Here is a 15,843-nt window from a genome sequence, read left to right on the forward strand (position 1 = left end):
ATGCTGGTTAATCTTTGCGACTATAAACAGAGCGTGACGCTGATTGCTAACAGCGGCGTACAGTTTCTCGATTTTGGCCTGACTCCGCAGGACACCGCCAGCAACGGGCGTTTCGTGCGTAAAACGGCAAATGGCCCGCTGCTGCGCCTGGATTTTGACCTGGTCAACGGCCGGTACACGCTGCCTGCCACCGATGGCGGGAAGCCGGAAGTGGTCAAGCCTGAAAGCACCATTCCACTGCATGACTCCCTGACCGTGCTGGACGGTGTCTGGTTGCCGCTTCCTTTCCTGCGCTTTAACCCGCCGCGGACGTTTGTTGATGGCCCCGATAACTGGGCGCGCGTCCAGGTACGGAAGCTGTCCACGCCCGACGCGGCTGGCAATACGCACCGGGTCACCGTCGCGCTCGACAGCCAGATTGCGGAGTATGCGACGTCTGCCCTGTCGCCGGTTGAAAACGACATTCTTAACGGCACGCGTTTCGCCCTCGCCTGGCGCGACAGTGAGGTTGAGAGTTTCCTCGACCAGACCTGGATTGACGGCTGGCTGCGTGAAGCCTTCACACAATATGCTGACGGGGTTGAAAAACGCGCCGAGCGCGAGCTGCATCAGGCCATGCGCAGCTTTGAATATCAGGCGCACTGGCTCAACCTGCTCTCCATGCTCGGTGAACAACTCACCGTGCCGGAAGTGAAGTTTGTCACCCATACCCTGAGCACCCCTGCCATTCCTGTCGATCTGATCCTTGACGTAGGCAACACCCACACCTGCGGTGTGATTATTGAAGATCATGGTGATGCCAACGACGGCCTGCGCCAGACAGCTGAACTCCAGGTGCGTTCCCTGAGTGAGCCGCAGTTCCTGAATGAGCCGCTTTTTACCAGCCGTCTTGAATTTTCCGAAGCGCGTTTTGGCAAGCAGCACTTCTCGGTGGAAAGCGGCCGGGAGGATGCGTTCGTCTGGCCGTCGATTGTCCGCGTGGGTGATGAAGCGCGTAAGCTGGCGATGCAGCGTCTGGGCACGGAAGGCAACAGCGGTATCTCCAGCCCGCGTCGCTACCTGTGGGACGAGACGCCGGTGGTGCAGGACTGGCGCTTTAGCCAGATGAACAGCAAAACTCAGCGCGAACCGCTGGCAACCGCGTTTCCGCTGATGAACCTGATGAACGACGACGGGGAACCGCTCTTTACGCTGCCGCAGGATGAGCGCCTGCCGGTGTTCTCGCCGCAGTACAGCCGCAGCACCCTGATGACGCACATGCTCTGCGAGCTGCTGGCTCAGGCGCTTGGCCAGATTAACAGCGTAGCCACCCGATTGCGGCTCGGCTTCCCGGCCTCTCCCCGCCAGCTGCGAACGCTGATCCTTACCCTGCCTTCGGCGATGCCGAAACAGGAGCGCGAGATTTTCCGGCGCCGCATGTTCGAAGCCATCGCCATCGTCTGGAAAGCGATGGGCTGGCATCCGCAGGATGAAGATTTTGCCAGCCGCAAACAGCAGGAAAAAAGCGTGGTGCCGGTCCCTGAGATCCAGATGGAGTGGGACGAGGCCAGCTGCGGCCAGCTGGTGTGGCTGTATAACGAAGCCATTTCCCACTTCGGTGGCCAGACCGAGGCCTTTTTCGCCTCTCTTGCCCGTCCGGATCGCGCGCCTGAGCCTGGCGTCCAGCCGGGGCGCGCTCTGCGCGTGGCCTCGATTGATATCGGCGGCGGCACGACGGATATGGCCATCACGCACTATCAGCTAGACGATGGTACCGGTAATAACGTCAAAATCACCCCGCAACTGCTGTTCCGCGAAGGGTTCAAGGTCGCTGGCGACGACACGCTGCTGGACGTGATCCAGCGCTACGTTCTGCCCGCCCTGCAAACCCAGCTTCAGAAATCCGGCATAGCCGATGCCTCCCAGCTGATGGCATCCCTGTTCGGTGACTCCGGGCGGATCGATACCCAGGCGGTCCTGCGCCAGCAGACGGCACTTCAGCTCTTTATGCCGATCGGTCACGCGATCCTGGCGGCGTGGGAATCGAGCGATGTTGACGATCCGCTGGCCGGGCTGCATGCCACCTTTGGCGATCTGCTTGCGCAAAAACCGACCCGCAACGTGATGAACTATCTCCAGCAGGCGATCGACCATGCGTTGCCTGCCGGCTCAGAACACTTTGATCTGTTCAGCGTCCCGCTGCACGTCAGTTTCCGCGAGATGCAGGACGCGATGCTGGCGGGTCAGTTCACGCTTGCCGCCCCGCTGCATGCGGTATGTGAGGCGATCTCTCACTACAGCTGCGATATTCTGCTGATCACGGGACGGCCAGGCTGTCTGCCAGGCGTTCAGGCCTTGATTCGCCACCTGCAACCGGTGCCCGTCAACCGCATCGTCTGGCTGGATAAATACCAGGTTCATGAATGGTATCCGTTCAGCCAGCAGGGACGGATCGGCAACCCGAAATCCACCGCCGCCGTGGGTGCGATGCTCTGTAGTCTGGCGCTGGATCTTCGTCTGCCGCGCTTTAACTTTAAAGCAGCAGATATTGGCGCGTACTCTACGGTGCGCTATCTGGGCGTGCTGGATAACACCATCAATACCCTGCGGGACGAGAACGTCTGGTATCACGATATCGACCTCGATAAACTCGGCGCGAAACTGGACGCCCGTCTGCACTTCCCGCTGCGCGGCAACGTTACGCTCGGCTTCCGGCAACTGGCCAATGCCCGCTGGCCCGCGACGCCGCTCTATACCCTGAGCATCAACTCTGCCGAGCTGGCGAAAGCCATTGCGGGCGACGGCGTACTGAACGTGCGCCTGAAGCTGTGTGGCGGCAGTAAGCAGGAGGGCCCGGAATCTTTCGAGCTGAGTGATGCCTGGCTACAGGACGGCACGCCAGTGCCGCCGGACGCCCTGACCTTTAAACTGAATACTCTGGCCGATCGCCGACACAGCGGCAGCCACTACTGGATCGACAGCGGGAGCGTATACCTTAAATGACTGCGACGACTGCCACCACTCAGGCCTTAATCGGGTGGATCAACGAGACGCGACAGCACGCCCCGATGCTGGATAACGAAGCCGACGCCCTGCTTGCCCGCCTTAACGCCGCGCGCGCGCGTGAAGAGGCCCTCGAACGTGCCCTTGTCTGCCAGGGCAGCATCGGCTTATACGGCCACTCGCAGGCCGCGAAAGCGCATCTGCTGGCCTCCCTGTGCGGCAGCGGCGACGAACGGCTGAACGTTACGCCGGGTCAACGCACGTTTGATTACTTCTCGCATATTAACCCCGGGCATGCGCCGACCAATATGGCCGTGCGTTTCACCAGAGCGACCAGCGAGGTCGCAGACGACGCGTTTCCCCTGCGCCTGAGCCTGGTAACGGAGGCCGAGCTGGTACAGCTGTTTATCGCCCGCACCACGTTGGATCCGCAGATCCGTGCGGTGGATAAATCGGTGATTGAAGCCCGGCTTGAGAAGTGGCGTACGCTGCGTCAGCCGCACAGCGTGCCGGGAATAACGGCGCAGGAAGTCGCGACCGTTGCCCGGTTCTGGCAAACCGTAGTACCCGGCGCTAAGCAGCATATTGATGATGCCCTGTGGCACCAGTTTGCCCTGCTGGTTCCGTCGCTTGATCTCAGCACCCGCGCCAGCGTCTGGTCTCTGCTGTGGGGTGAGCAGCAGGAGTTAACCCAGCAGTGGCTTAAACTCGCCCAGGTGCTGCATCAAACCAGCCATGCCAGCGCGCTTGCGGCGCCGTTGAGTCTGCTGGTGGACAGTTTTGGTCTGCCGTGTGAAGGTTTCCTTACTCACGGGGCCTTTACCGTGCCGGAAGCGCAGGAAACATTGCTTCATCCGGTAAATAACGGCGAGTTGCTTAATGCCATTAGCCTGTCCGTCGATGTGCTGGCCTGCCTGACCCGCGAAGTGGTGCTGCCCGTTGAAAACTGCGTTCTGGATAACGTAGATATTATTGATATTCCGGCCATTTCTGAGGAAAACACGCCGCTGATGACGCAGGCAAAATGCCTGTGGTTGCTGGAGCATTATCGTCAGCACATACAGCCGGATGTCCTGGTTATCTGCAATGCGACGGCCCACCACCAGCAGACGGCAAAAACGGCCAGGCTCCTGCAAAACTGGGTCAAAGAGACGCAGCCGGTGGAAGAGTCCGCGTTGCCGGGCCTGGTCTGGGCCATTACCCCTCACGATGCGCGGTTTACCACAAAGCAGAATCTGGACGAAGCGGTGCAACAGTTGCTGGGCCAGCCGGGTCTGCGCTGGGGTACGCTCCAGGCGCTCGATACCCACAGCATGCAGCGGGTAATTGAATGGCTGTCGCAGGCTACCCTTCCAGCACAGCGCCAGAAGCGTCTCCACGCGCTGAAAAGGCTGTTGCAACAGTCTCTGACCACGCTGATGCGCGCATACGTCGCCCCACTCACTCAGGAGCCAGGCGCAGGGCGGGCAGAGGCCGAAAAAATGGTCCGAACGCTGCAAGGCAGCGCCGCTCGTCATGGTGAACTGCTTGAGGGGCTTCTGCCGCCGTTAAACGCGTTTGAGACGCTGCTGACGGTTCACCAGCCCCGTGAGGAACAGGTCAACGGCCTGTTTAACGACGTTATCGATCTGTTTGCGGAAGAGACGCCGGAATATCCAGGCACGTTGCAGACCAAAGACAAGGCGCGACTGGCCCATAACGTGTGGGTTAACCATCTTCGTCAGTGGAGTCGCAACGACGCGGCCGCCGCCCGTCTGGGCCTGGACCCAGAGGTATTACAGCAGATTGCGGATGTGTTAATCGTTACCAGCTACCGGCTGGATCTGCCGCTGCAACTGCAACGCATTGCAGAAACAGATAAAAGCAGTGCTGCGCAGCTGCATGCCGCGACAGGCAATTTCATTAGTTGGCTTGGCTATGAACTGACGCCCGTTTCTGAACGGCCTGCAAGCCGGATCCGCAAAGGTCAGCCAATTTTTGTGACGCCAGTTGTGAGCAATGCTTCACCCCGTCTTACCCGACTTGGCGAGCAGCCTGTCCATGCGGCGACAGCCTATGTTTATGACTGGCTGGTTGCGCTCTACACCCGCGCGATTGAAAACGTGGATTATCAGTGCCCGTATGACGTTCAGCCTGCTGCGCGGAAAGCCTTGTCTGCCCTGCTGTCTTAATCATTGCAGCCCGCAGCAATGCGGGCTACCCATTCATGAGCCGTTTATGAAGCCAGACAAAGCCTGAGCCAACGCTGACGGGTTTTCCCAGGACATTGAATGGCCCGCATCAGGGATAATTTTTACAGCAACGCCGTTTTGTTGCAGGCGATTAAAATCGTCATCAGGCAGGGATCGCTCACCAAAAACTAACATTACCGGGCAGCTCAATGACAAGAACAGGTGTGCCCAGTCAGGTTTAACGCCCTCGACCAGGCTTGTTGCGCCGCGCCAGACGGCCCAGGGGGCATTGCTTTGAAGGCTTCCAGCCCACGGCGACGTTTCCGCCCGCAGCATGTCATCATAGCCCTGTTCCAGAAAATGTTGTTCCGTTTGGGCCGCAATTGCTCGGCTGAACATCCCGCCACCCGCATGAAAATTGGGTTCAGATACTATCAGGCCCTTAACGCGCGACGTTAACAGTGCTGCCGTTTCGATCGCGATACTCCCCCCCATGCTATGACCATACAGCCAGAGACTATCCAGGGCGAGATGGTTTAACAGTTCAACCACCACCTGCGCCTGTTCGCTCGTGCGATAACGGTAGTTGTCAGGTTTGTCACTGTAACCGCTACCGGGGAGATCGATCAGAATGGCTCTGCGCCCCCCAAAACGGGTATCACAGACAATACGAGGATATTCATACGACGATGCACAGCCCAACCCGTGGATAAACACAACCGGGTCACCGAAACCGGGAAGATCCTGCCAGCGCACCGTGCAGCCTGCTTGCTGTGAATAGAAACTGTTCATAAGCACTCCATGTATGACGGACTGTATATTTATACAGCCTCAATGTATGAAGTGCTATGTCTGGATGCCGATTCTTGAAGCGTGCTTCAGAAAAGAGAGATTAACAGGGCAACAGGAAAGCTCATCGGCCAGGTAGATCCCACCAGGAATGCGCTCAACAGGCGAATACGTTTACGATCTTTAGACAGGAACCAGGTAATTAATGCGCAGATGGAGGCCATGATTGCGTAGAAAACCAACATCTTTTGATACAACGTCATTCTGTTTACCTGAGCCGAAAAATAACCGCACGCAATATGCGTCATATGTTGACACAGATCAAGTTTTTTCGTTACACAATAACCACTTAATTATTAATGATAATAACAACTGAGTACCTTGTGTAACAACGCCGGGTAAAGCAAAACGGTTATTATTGATAACATGCAAATTAAATGCACTTTTTGATAAATCCATCCCTGCAGAAAGCAGTCTAATAAAAGCAGGCTTTTAAGGGAGGAAACATGCTACGCATTCCGCAGAGTTGCATTCACACCCGTTCCACGCCTTTCTGGAACAAAGAAACGGCCCCCGCCGGCATTTTTAAACGTCACCTTGATACGGGCACGCAGCCGGGCGTTTACCCTCGCCTGTCGGTGATGCGCGGCGCGGTGCGTTATCTGGGCTATGCTGATGAATTTACACCTGAGCCTGACAGCGAGCTCGTCATTGAAGCGGGTCGTTTTGGCGTTTTCCCGCCAGAGAGATGGCACCACATTGAGGTGATGACCGACGATACCTTGTTCAATATTGAATTCTTTGTTGAACCTGAGGTGCTTAAGTCCCTTTAAGCGTCCGACAACATGAAGGAAACTATTATGTTACGTATTCCTGAAAACTTTGTTCATACCCGCTCGACGCCGTTCTGGAATAAAGAGAGCGCCCCAAAAGCGCTTTTTACCCATCACAACACCAAAGCCGGCGTGTACGGTCGGTTGTCCGTCATGCAGGGTGCGGTGCGTTACTTTGGCTTTGCCGATGGCGATGCCACCGAACCCGATCTGGAAGTGATCATTGAGGCCGGTTCTTTTGGCATCTCGCCACCGCAAAAATGGCACCGCATTGAGCTACTGACCGACGACACGTATTTTAATATCGACTTTTTCGCGGATCCTGCCGTCACGCTCAGCGGTGCGGGTATCGGTAAAGTGGTCAACACGCATAAGGAGTAAATAATGGGTAAGGCTACCTATACCGTGACCGTCACCAACAACAGCAACGGCGTGTCGGTGGATTATGAAACAGAAGCGCCAATGGAGCTGTTGATCCCGGACGTCGCGGCAGATGTCGTGAAGGATCTGGTGAACACCGTTCGCGCCTACGATACGGAAAATGAACACGAGGTCTGTGGCTGGTAAGCTGAATCGCCCGGCACTGCGCCGGGCATGAGGGTTTAGTGTTTGATCATCACATGTCGGACTACCGTGTAATCCTCAAGTCCGTAGATCGACATATCTTTGCCGTAACCGGATAATTTCATTCCGCCGTGCGGCATTTCGCTCACCAGCATAAAATGGGTATTGACCCAGGTGCAGCCATACTGCAACCGTGCGCTGAGTCGATGGGCGCGTCCGACGTCTTTTGTCCAGACGGACGAGGCCAGGCCGTATTGCGAATCGTTAGCCCAGCTCAGCACCTGCGCTTCATCCTCAAATTCCGTCACGCTGACCACCGGGCCAAACACTTCTCGCTGGACGATCGCATCTTCCTGCTTCGCCCCGGCCAGCAGCGTTGGCTGGAAGTAATATCCTGCCCCCTCTCTTTTACTGCCACCGGTGACGACGCGGATATGTCCAAGGGCTTTGGCTTCGTCCACGGCAGCGCAAACGCGAGAAAGATGCGCAGCGGAGCTGAGCGGGCCCAGCTCCGTTGATGTATCGTCCGGCGCGCCCATTTTCAGGCTGGTAACAGCTGCGCCCAGCTTTTCGACCAGCGCGGAGTAAATCCCCTTCTGGGCATAGATACGACAGGCTGCGGTACAATCCTGACCAGCATTGTAGAAACCAAACGTACGCACGCCTTCAACCACGGCATCCAAATCTGCATCGTCAAAGACAATGACCGGGGCTTTTCCACCCAATTCCATATGGGTACGTTTAACTGAAGATGCGGTATGCCCGATAATATGTTCTCCGGTAGCAATAGAGCCGGTGAGAGAAACCATACGGACTTTTTCGTGACCGGTCAGCGGATCTCCTACGGTTTTGCCGCGACCAAACAGCACGCTCAACACGCCTGGCGGGAAGATATCTTTCGCCAGTTCCGCCAGCTTCAGCGCCGTCAACGGGGTGATTTCAGACGGCTTGATGACGACACAGTTTCCCGCCGCCAGCGCGGGCGCCAGCTTCCACGCCGCCATCATCAGAGGATAGTTCCAGGGCGCGATAGAGGCGACAACGCCAACCGGGTCGCGGCGGATCATCGAGGTATGTCCTTCGAGGTATTCTCCGGCAGCCAGCCCATTCAGGCAGCGGGCGGCCCCGGCAAAGAAGCGAAACACATCGACCACGGCCGGGATCTCGTCCCCCTGGACACAGTGCAGCGGTTTCCCGCAGTTAAGGGATTCCAGATTTGCGAACGCGTCAGCGTTGGCTTCTATCACATCAGCCAGTTTCAACAGACATTCGGCGCGCGTTTTCGGCGTCGTTTGTCCCCACTCTGTGAACGCGCGATCGGCAGCCTGGACGGCAGCGTCCACCTGTGCTGCCGACGCTTCAGCAATCTCCAGCAATACTTCACCCGTGGCAGGATTGTAAACCGCCTGCTTCTCACCCTCGCCGGTCACCAGTTCACCATTAATCAGCAGTTGATTTTGCATAGTATCGTCCTGTTGAAATCGACATTGTTTTCGCTGTCAGCACACGTTCTGGCGGGTCGATGCGTGACAACGTCACGTTACCAATCCACACTCCCTTACTAAAGGTAGACCGCGCGTCATGTCGCTTCAGGAATTTTCATCAAGGTGTGACTGGGGGCAGCATCATTTCGCGAATTAACGCCGCCAGCTGGACGACCGCCTGCTCCTCCCGCTCGCCCCATCCCCATGAGGTATTGAAACGGAAAAACGGTGTCCAGATATTGGACGTGGAAAACATTTTGCCGGGCGCAATGCTGATTTGATGAGTTAATGCCTTTTCACTCAACTGCCCCGCATCCAGCTGTTCAGGCAGTTCCAGCCATAAAAAGTAGCCGCTGTCGTTATGATGGATTTTGACGCCAGCAGGCATATGGCGCAAAAGCGATTGCCAGGCCTGCTGTTTGCGTTCAGCAAGCGTGCGCCGCAGGCGACGAAGGTGGGCGTCGTAACGTTTGGTCGCCAGGTAATCCACCAGCGCCAGCTGCATGGGGGAGCTGGTGGATAACGTACTCATCAGCTGTAACTGCTGAATACGGCGCGCATGTTTTCCCGCCGCCACCCAGCCAATACGGAAACCGGCCACCAGACACTTGGAGAATGAGGAGCAGTGCAACGTCATATCCTGCTTATCCCAGGCCTTTGCCGGAAGCGGCTTTTCGCGGCCAAAGTAGAGTTCGCTGTAAACATCGTCTTCAATCAGCGTGACGTTATGCCGGGTTAATAAGGCCACCAGCTGAGCTTTCTTCTCTGCACTCAGCGTGAAGCCGAGCGGGTTCTGACTGTTGGTCATCAGCCAGCAGGCTTTCACCGGATAATCATTTAACGCCTGCTCAAGGGCACTGAGATCGATGCCCTCACGCACGTCAGTAGCAACCGACAGCGCTTTCAGTTTCAGACGTTCAAGTGCCTGGAGTGCGCCATAAAAACAGGGGTTTTCAACGATAACCCAGTCACCTGGTTCAGTGACAGCCTGCAAACTAAGGTTGAGTGCTTCGAGCGCGCCCGCGGTGATCACAATTTCGTCCGGGGAGATATTCATCCCCTGCTGAGCGTAGCGACGGGCAATGGCATGACGTAAGTCGACGTTTCCCGGCGGCAGGTTTTCAATCACGCTCATGGCCGTGGCCGTTTTACTGACATTAGCCAGCGAGCGGTTGAGTTGCTGAAGCGGGAATAGGCGCGGATCGGGAAATGCCGAGGCAAAAGGGACAACGGAGGGGTCGCGGCTGGCCTGTAGCACGTCGAAGATATAGGTGTTGATGTCAACTACTTCATCGCGCATCACCTGCGCGGGCGGTGCTGGCTGGTGTGTGGTCGGACGGGCGGCAACGTAATAGCCTGACTGCGGTCTGGCAACAATGCGCCCCTGACTTTCCAGCATCTGATACGCGTGGCCCACGGTCATGAAACTCATGCCGCTGCTTGCCACCTGCTCTCGCAGAGAAGGCAGCTTATCGCCCGGCAACCATACGCCAAGCTCAATCTGCGAGATAATTTGTTGCGCCAGACGCTGGTATTTTTTCATCAGATTCTCCTTATTGCTGACAGTGTATATCAGCAGGAGAAAAAGAGAAGAATTTGCTAACTGTTATGGGAAACGCGGTAGATTACTTGCGGTACTCAGTAATGTGATTCTGAGCAGAACGCGCTGCGGCCAGGTGGTCGAGCGTGATCATCGACGATTTGCAGAAAATGCATTTTGCGCCGAACGGATTTTTGTCAGACACATCAAAAGCTGAGGTGCGGTACTGCGAGCCATGACAGCATGGGCAGCGGAAATGGATATAAGAAGTCATAGGATTCTCCTGTAAACGTAAAAACGTAAATTACTCATGAGCCGATCAGGCAAAAGTTGGTTCGATACAAAACTAATCGGAATGTAGATAAAGACCCAAGAGAGGCTGCGGAGAGGCACAACGTGATGAGAACTGCTTTATAAAACTACGTCAGATATTTATTTGGATTCAAAACCAGAAATCCATTAACGCATGTTGCAGGCGACAAATCAAGCTGTTTAATGCGTAAAAATCATAAAAAGAAATTTTTTATTCAAGATTGTCTACAGCTTCATTGATTATTCAAGAAACCAATTTCGAAGCACCAACACATAACACATTGAAATATAATTGTTTTATATGGCATTTTATGCCTACCTGGTTGGTTCAACAGAGGTATTAACTTTTCAGATTCCCTCAGAAAAAAGGAACTATAGGATGGCAATTCCAGCATACCTCTGGCTAAAAGATGACGGTGGCGCGAATATTAAGGGCTCTGTCGACGTTGTAAATCGTGAGGGAAGTATCGAAATTTTGAGTTTTGGGCACGGCCTGTATCTCCCTACCGACAACATGACCGGTAAGATCACAGGTACCCGTATTCATAGCCCACTTAATTTTGAAAAAGAGTTCGACAGCTCAAGCCCCTATTTGTACAAAGCAGTAGCAAAAGGACAAACCTTAAAAAGCGCTGAGTTTAAGTGGTATCATATCAATAATGCAGGCCAGGAGGTCGAATACTTCAACATGCTACTGGAGAACGTGAAAGTTGTCTCTATCTGCCCACTCATGCATGATATAAAAAATCCCGCGACTGAAAAACATAACCATCTCGAAAGTATCGCACTTCGCTACGAAAAGATTATCTGGAAGCATTGCGACGGGAATATTCTCTTCTCTGATGAATGGAAAGACAGATGATTCGATGTACTTTTCATTTAAACGGGGGACAACTTTCAACGCTGAGCTGTCCTGGCCTGGGTTTTTTCCCCGCATATTCAGGAAACTCAGGTCACAACAGAAACAATCCTGATGCCGTTTCAACGCCTGAGGTAGGGCCATTACCACCCGGACTCTATTATATCGTTACACGTCCTCGAGGTGGGTTAGCTACCCACTGGCATGATGTTATCAAAGAGTTTGAAAGCGGATCGAACCGTGATTTTTGGTTTGCTCTTTATCGTCATGATAATCACATTGACGATACAACCTTTATCAACAGAGTTGAGCGAGGATCTTTTCGTCTACACCCTGCGGGACAGTCCGGTATTAGTAATGGATGCATCACATTACCAAACCATGCTCACTTCAGAATATTAATGCATGGACTACTGGCGTCCGGCACAATAAAAGTCGCTGCTGGATCAAATGCACTTGGCACCATACAGGTATATTGATGAATGCAAGAAAACATGCCCTTACGTGGGTGGTCGAAACATTGATGCTTTTCATTATTTATTCGCTGGTATGCTACATCATGCCGGATGTTTTGCTTTATCACCTCTACACCAGACATTTTGGATTTGTAACTGAACTTGAATGGAGTGGAAGCTACACATTATTACTTTTTATTTTTTCCTTTCTGCTTAACGCCGTATTGATCTACCTTTGGGCGTTACGAAAGTGAGCGTTAACATGGGCGGTAATATTACCGCCCGATACAAGTTTCACATAGACGGTCAAGAAAACTGTTATAGATAAATAACATCGGTCTGTCTCTGCAACCCAGACCTGGCAAAGCTTAGAATGGCATCGAATTTTTTGCACTGCGGAGTTTTGCATGTTTGGTTTCGATGCGTTTCATCTTGCGCGAATACAGTTCGCCTTTACCGTATCCTTTCATATTATTTTTCCGGCGATAACCATTGGCCTGGCGAGCTATCTCGCCGTGCTGGAAGGGCTGTGGCTGAAAACAAAAAACCCCGTCTGGCGTTCGCTGTACCATTTCTGGTCGAAGATCTTCGCCGTCAACTTTGGGATGGGCGTGGTCTCCGGCCTGGTGATGGCTTATCAGTTTGGCACCAACTGGAGCGGGTTTTCGCAGTTTGCGGGCAGCATTACCGGCCCTCTGCTGACCTATGAAGTGCTCACCGCGTTCTTCCTTGAGGCGGGGTTCCTCGGGGTAATGTTGTTTGGCTGGAATAAGGTCGGGCCGGGGCTGCACTTCTTTTCGACCTGCATGGTGGCACTGGGGACCCTCATGTCTACGTTCTGGATCCTCTCGTCAAACAGCTGGATGCATACACCGCAAGGGTATGAAATCATCAACGGTCAGGTCGTTCCGGTGGACTGGTTTGCCGTGGTGTTTAACCCCTCCTTCCCTTACCGCCTGCTGCACATGTCGATTGCGGCATTTCTCAGCAGCGCGCTGTTTGTCGGAGCCTCCGCGGCCTGGCATTTGCTACGCGGAAACAACACGCCTGCCATTCGCACCATGCTCTCCATGGCGTTGTGGATGACGTTGATCGTAGCCCCTGTTCAGGCACTGGTGGGTGATATGCACGGGCTTAATACCTTAAAACACCAGCCCGCGAAAATAGCCGCCATTGAAGGCCACTGGGAGAATCCCCCGGGTGAGCCTACTCCGTTGCTGCTGTTTGGCTGGCCGGATATGGAGCAGGAACGGACCCGTTTTAGCCTTGAAATTCCCGCTCTCGGCAGCCTTATCCTGACCCACAGTTTCGATAAACAAGTTCCGGCATTGAAGGAGTTCCCAAAAGACGATCGCCCGAACGCCACCATTGTCTTTTGGTCTTTCCGCATCATGGCCGGTTTAGGGATGTTGATGCTCTTCCTGGGCATGGTGGCGGTCTGGCTGCGTTATAAACAGCGCCTCTACACCTCACGTTCCTTCCTGTGGTTTGCCCTGCTGATGGGGCCGTCCGGGCTGATCGCGATCCTCGCCGGATGGGTAACAACGGAGGTCGGCCGCCAGCCCTGGATCGTCTATGGGCTACAGCGTACGAAGGATGCGGTTTCCGCACATGGCGATCTGCACATGAGCATCAGCTTGCTGGCCTTCTTCGTGGTTTATACAGCGGTGTTCGGCGTGGGTTACAGCTATATGGTGCGTCTGATTAAAAAAGGGCCGCAGCCTTATGAATCCTTCGCGACTGAATCCGATGGCCGCCCTGCTCGTCCGCTTTCTGCCGTCACCACTGAATTTAAGGAGTAACCGTAATGGGTATCGATCTTTCCATTATCTGGTTCGTGATTATCGTTTTCGCCACGTTGATGTATATCGTGATGGACGGTTTTGATCTGGGGATAGGCATACTGTTTCCGGTAACGCCGAATGCGGACGATCGCGACGTAATGGTCAACAGCGTGGCTCCCGTCTGGGACGGCAACGAAACCTGGCTGGTGCTTGGCGGTGCGGCCCTGTTTGGCGCCTTTCCTCTCGCCTATGCGGTGATCATCGACGCGCTAACCCTTCCACTGACAATAATGCTGATCGGGCTTATATTTCGTGGCGTCGCCTTCGAATTTCGCTTCAAAGCGACTCCGGCGCACCGCCCGTTCTGGGATAAGGCCTTTATTGGCGGGTCAATTGTGGCGGCCTTCAGCCAGGGCATCACCGTCGGCGCGGTCATCCACGGGTTCAGCGTCACCGGTCGCGCTTACAGCGGTGGTCCGTTTGACTGGTTTACCGCGTTCAATCTTTTCTGCGGTGCGGGTCTTGTGGTGGCTTACGCGCTGTTAGGATCAACGTGGCTGGTAATGAAAAGTGAAAATGCCCTGCAACAGCGGATGCGTCAGGTATCGAAAGTGCTTCTGCTCCTGCTTCTGGTATTCATTGCGGTAATCAGTATATGGACCCCTCTCGCCCAACCAGCCATTGCTGCGCGCTGGTTTACGCTGCCGAATCTGTTTTATCTGCTGCCCGTTCCTGCGCTGGTTGCGATCCTGAGTCTGTGCCAGTGGCGCTGCCTGAACGATCCTGCGAGCCATACTCTGCCGTTTATCATGACGTTAGGGCTGGTTTTTCTTGGATTTAGCGGGCTTGGGATCAGCATCTGGCCGCATATCATCCCGCCGGACATTACCCTCTGGCAGGCCGCTGCGCCAGCCCAAAGCCAGGGCTTCATGCTGGTGGGCGCACTGTTGATCATTCCTGTGATTCTGGTCTACACCTTCTGGAGTTATTACGTTTTTCGCGGAAAAGTACAGCATGGGGAGGGTTATCACTGATGCAACAACCTGTATGGAAACGTTTGATGTGGCTTGCCATCATCTGGGGCGGCAGCGTCCTGGCACTGGCCTGCGTAAGTATGCTCTTTAAAATGCTGATGGCCGCAGCCGGATTTCAATCGCATTAATTTATTCACCGGGTGCGTTGCCGCCCGGTCCTTATCTCGCACTTTCAGATAAACCCCATTAACACCCTAGAGGGTATGGTTACACTGAAAAAATATTTACAGCATTGATAGTTTGAGAAGAAAAATGAAAAAGCTCGCGGCAGTAAGTTTAATCAGCCTCGCACTGGCTGGATGCGTTAATCCCGGTAAAGCCTCCGTTCAGACCGATCAGTTAGAGAATCACCGTTTCGTGCTGGAAAACGTTGATGGAAAAGCGGTTAAGGGCCTGAAAACGCAGCCTGAAATTCGGTTCAGCGCGCAGCCCAGTATCAGCCTGATTAACAACATTGCCGTCTCCGGCACAATGTGCAACGGCTTCAACGGCCAGGGAAAATTGTCCGAAGGAGAGTTGACGGTCAAAACGCTGGCAATGACGCGGAAACTCTGCACCGAGCCGCAGCTTAATGAACTGGATCAGACCCTCGCCGATATGCTACGCACAGGCGCTCAGGTAGACCTGACCGAAGACCAGTTAACGCTGGCGACAGCCAATAAGTCTTTAATGTTTAAGCGAGTTGAATAACTCAGTAACTCCCGCACGATCCTACGGCAAGCGACTGCTCACTACAGCGTTTGCCGTTTGGCAACGCGCACATGCCGATAGCGGAGCCGTCGAGCTGACGGGCAACGGAGAGTGATCCTCCGATCATTGCGCAGTTGGCCTGGCCTGAACTGGACATAGCCGCTCGCATACCTGGCGTAACGTGTGCCGCAGTCGCCTGCTGTACAGGTTCATTGCTGCATGCCGACAACAGTAACGCGGCACATCCGACCCAAAATGCAGAACGCATACCTTCCTCCCCATAGTTAAAGCGAAACCTATGCATAATAGGCATCACGCGCCGCATCGTCGAGAGCGGATGTGCGTA

17 protein-coding genes are annotated in these 15,843 nt (G+C 54.5%); 11 read left to right on the plus strand and 6 right to left on the minus strand.

The window, feature by feature from the left end:
* Both ACQG0S_RS11465 and ACQG0S_RS11470 read left to right on the plus strand, forming a co-directional pair.
* Nucleotides 1-2,982, plus strand: a complete 2,982-nt coding sequence (locus ACQG0S_RS11465) for a virulence factor SrfB (RefSeq protein WP_048966808.1) — start codon at nt 1-3, stop codon at nt 2,980-2,982.
* Entirely contained in the window at nt 2,979-5,153 is a 2,175-nt protein-coding gene (locus tag ACQG0S_RS11470; protein ID WP_048966807.1) for a virulence factor SrfC family protein, read from the plus strand. Before ACQG0S_RS11465 ends, ACQG0S_RS11470 begins: the two co-directional genes overlap by 4 nt.
* A gap of 33 nt (nt 5,154-5,186) precedes the next feature.
* Here ACQG0S_RS11470 and ACQG0S_RS11475 read toward each other — a convergent pair whose 3' ends face one another.
* Nucleotides 5,187-5,945: an alpha/beta fold hydrolase gene (locus tag ACQG0S_RS11475; protein WP_039270671.1), complete on the minus strand. Its 759-nt coding sequence runs from the start codon at nt 5,943-5,945 to the stop codon at nt 5,187-5,189.
* 86 nt (nt 5,946-6,031) lie between these two features.
* Nucleotides 6,032-6,205, minus strand: coding sequence for a GhoT/OrtT family toxin (locus ACQG0S_RS11480; protein ID WP_003856960.1), 174 nt, complete (start codon nt 6,203-6,205; stop codon nt 6,032-6,034).
* 243 nt (nt 6,206-6,448) lie between these two features.
* On the opposite strand from ACQG0S_RS11480, the gene ACQG0S_RS11485 reads away from it, so the two are divergent.
* Genes ACQG0S_RS11485 through ACQG0S_RS11495 form a run of 3 tightly spaced genes read left to right on the plus strand, consistent with a single transcriptional unit; the run spans nt 6,449 to nt 7,342 of the window.
* A complete protein-coding gene (locus ACQG0S_RS11485; RefSeq protein WP_022648249.1) occupies nt 6,449-6,775 on the plus strand; it encodes a DUF1971 domain-containing protein in 327 nt (108 codons plus the stop codon).
* A 27-nt stretch (nt 6,776-6,802) separates the two neighbouring features.
* The gene (locus ACQG0S_RS11490) at nt 6,803-7,156 is read left to right on the plus strand and encodes a DUF1971 domain-containing protein (protein WP_022648250.1); all 354 of its coding nucleotides are present in this window, start codon (nt 6,803-6,805) and stop codon (nt 7,154-7,156) included.
* A gap of 3 nt (nt 7,157-7,159) precedes the next feature.
* The gene (locus ACQG0S_RS11495; RefSeq protein ID WP_003856955.1) at nt 7,160-7,342 is read left to right on the plus strand and encodes a DUF1869 domain-containing protein; all 183 of its coding nucleotides are present in this window, start codon (nt 7,160-7,162) and stop codon (nt 7,340-7,342) included.
* A 35-nt stretch (nt 7,343-7,377) separates the two neighbouring features.
* Here ACQG0S_RS11495 and patD read toward each other — a convergent pair whose 3' ends face one another.
* The 3 genes from patD to ACQG0S_RS11510 form a co-directional block, all read right to left on the minus strand.
* Nucleotides 7,378-8,802 carry an aminobutyraldehyde dehydrogenase gene (patD, locus tag ACQG0S_RS11500; protein WP_048966806.1) on the minus strand — a complete coding sequence of 475 codons (1,425 nt, stop codon included), beginning with the start codon at nt 8,800-8,802 and terminating at the stop codon, nt 7,378-7,380.
* A 139-nt stretch (nt 8,803-8,941) separates the two neighbouring features.
* Nucleotides 8,942-10,366, minus strand: a complete 1,425-nt coding sequence (locus ACQG0S_RS11505; RefSeq protein WP_038416126.1) for a PLP-dependent aminotransferase family protein — start codon at nt 10,364-10,366, stop codon at nt 8,942-8,944.
* Between the two features lie 82 nt (nt 10,367-10,448).
* Entirely contained in the window at nt 10,449-10,637 is a 189-nt protein-coding gene (locus ACQG0S_RS11510; protein ID WP_017693360.1) for a hypothetical protein, read from the minus strand.
* Nucleotides 10,638-11,054: 417 nt separating this feature from the next.
* On the opposite strand from ACQG0S_RS11510, the gene ACQG0S_RS11515 reads away from it, so the two are divergent.
* From ACQG0S_RS11515 to hslJ, 6 genes are all read left to right on the plus strand, one after another.
* On the plus strand, nt 11,055-11,537 hold the full coding sequence (locus tag ACQG0S_RS11515) for an Hcp family type VI secretion system effector (protein WP_048966805.1): 483 nt from the start codon (nt 11,055-11,057) through the stop codon (nt 11,535-11,537).
* Entirely contained in the window at nt 11,534-12,013 is a 480-nt protein-coding gene (locus ACQG0S_RS11520) for a DUF2778 domain-containing protein (RefSeq protein WP_075208110.1), read from the plus strand. Before ACQG0S_RS11515 ends, ACQG0S_RS11520 begins: the two co-directional genes overlap by 4 nt.
* 383 nt (nt 12,014-12,396) lie before the next feature.
* Nucleotides 12,397-13,791 carry a cytochrome ubiquinol oxidase subunit I gene (locus tag ACQG0S_RS11525; protein WP_048966803.1) on the plus strand — a complete coding sequence of 465 codons (1,395 nt, stop codon included), beginning with the start codon at nt 12,397-12,399 and terminating at the stop codon, nt 13,789-13,791.
* A 5-nt stretch (nt 13,792-13,796) separates the two neighbouring features.
* On the plus strand, nt 13,797-14,807 hold the full coding sequence (gene cydB, locus ACQG0S_RS11530; protein ID WP_048966802.1) for a cytochrome d ubiquinol oxidase subunit II: 1,011 nt from the start codon (nt 13,797-13,799) through the stop codon (nt 14,805-14,807).
* Entirely contained in the window at nt 14,807-14,935 is a 129-nt protein-coding gene (locus ACQG0S_RS11535) for a DUF2474 domain-containing protein (RefSeq protein WP_048966801.1), read from the plus strand. Before cydB ends, ACQG0S_RS11535 begins: the two co-directional genes overlap by 1 nt.
* Before the next feature lie 124 nt (nt 14,936-15,059).
* Nucleotides 15,060-15,497: a heat shock protein HslJ gene (hslJ, locus tag ACQG0S_RS11540; protein ID WP_023300211.1), complete on the plus strand. Its 438-nt coding sequence runs from the start codon at nt 15,060-15,062 to the stop codon at nt 15,495-15,497.
* Nucleotide 15,498: 1 nt separating this feature from the next.
* Here the strand turns inward: hslJ and ACQG0S_RS11545 are convergent, their stop codons facing one another.
* The gene (locus ACQG0S_RS11545) at nt 15,499-15,765 is read right to left on the minus strand and encodes a putative hemolysin (protein WP_003856935.1); all 267 of its coding nucleotides are present in this window, start codon (nt 15,763-15,765) and stop codon (nt 15,499-15,501) included.
* Nucleotides 15,766-15,843 lie beyond the last annotated feature (78 nt).

The sequence above is a fragment of the Enterobacter cloacae complex sp. 418I7 genome (assembly GCF_050030705.1).
Taxonomy (GTDB): domain Bacteria; phylum Pseudomonadota; class Gammaproteobacteria; order Enterobacterales; family Enterobacteriaceae; genus Enterobacter; species Enterobacter intestinihominis.

Bases quoted from the DNA above. Each gene is read 5' to 3' on its own strand.
- ACQG0S_RS11480 (WP_003856960.1), bottom strand. From the start codon at position 6,205: ATGACGTTGTATCAAAAGATGTTGGTTTTCTACGCAATCATGGCCTCC.
- ACQG0S_RS11525 (WP_048966803.1), top strand. From the start codon at position 12,397: ATGTTTGGTTTCGATGCGTTTCATCTTGCGCGAATACAGTTCGCCTTT.
- ACQG0S_RS11495 (WP_003856955.1), top strand. From the start codon at position 7,160: ATGGGTAAGGCTACCTATACCGTGACCGTCACCAACAACAGCAACGGC.
- ACQG0S_RS11520 (WP_075208110.1), top strand. From the start codon at position 11,534: ATGATTCGATGTACTTTTCATTTAAACGGGGGACAACTTTCAACGCTG.
- ACQG0S_RS11535 (WP_048966801.1), top strand. From the start codon at position 14,807: ATGCAACAACCTGTATGGAAACGTTTGATGTGGCTTGCCATCATCTGG.
- patD (WP_048966806.1), bottom strand. From the start codon at position 8,802: ATGCAAAATCAACTGCTGATTAATGGTGAACTGGTGACCGGCGAGGGT.
- hslJ (WP_023300211.1), top strand. From the start codon at position 15,060: ATGAAAAAGCTCGCGGCAGTAAGTTTAATCAGCCTCGCACTGGCTGGA.
- ACQG0S_RS11505 (WP_038416126.1), bottom strand. From the start codon at position 10,366: ATGAAAAAATACCAGCGTCTGGCGCAACAAATTATCTCGCAGATTGAG.
- cydB (WP_048966802.1), top strand. From the start codon at position 13,797: ATGGGTATCGATCTTTCCATTATCTGGTTCGTGATTATCGTTTTCGCC.
- ACQG0S_RS11515 (WP_048966805.1), top strand. From the start codon at position 11,055: ATGGCAATTCCAGCATACCTCTGGCTAAAAGATGACGGTGGCGCGAAT.
- ACQG0S_RS11465 (WP_048966808.1), top strand. From the start codon at position 1: ATGCTGGTTAATCTTTGCGACTATAAACAGAGCGTGACGCTGATTGCT.
- ACQG0S_RS11490 (WP_022648250.1), top strand. From the start codon at position 6,803: ATGTTACGTATTCCTGAAAACTTTGTTCATACCCGCTCGACGCCGTTC.
- ACQG0S_RS11510 (WP_017693360.1), bottom strand. From the start codon at position 10,637: ATGACTTCTTATATCCATTTCCGCTGCCCATGCTGTCATGGCTCGCAG.
- ACQG0S_RS11545 (WP_003856935.1), bottom strand. From the start codon at position 15,765: ATGCGTTCTGCATTTTGGGTCGGATGTGCCGCGTTACTGTTGTCGGCA.
- ACQG0S_RS11475 (WP_039270671.1), bottom strand. From the start codon at position 5,945: ATGAACAGTTTCTATTCACAGCAAGCAGGCTGCACGGTGCGCTGGCAG.
- ACQG0S_RS11470 (WP_048966807.1), top strand. From the start codon at position 2,979: ATGACTGCGACGACTGCCACCACTCAGGCCTTAATCGGGTGGATCAAC.
- ACQG0S_RS11485 (WP_022648249.1), top strand. From the start codon at position 6,449: ATGCTACGCATTCCGCAGAGTTGCATTCACACCCGTTCCACGCCTTTC.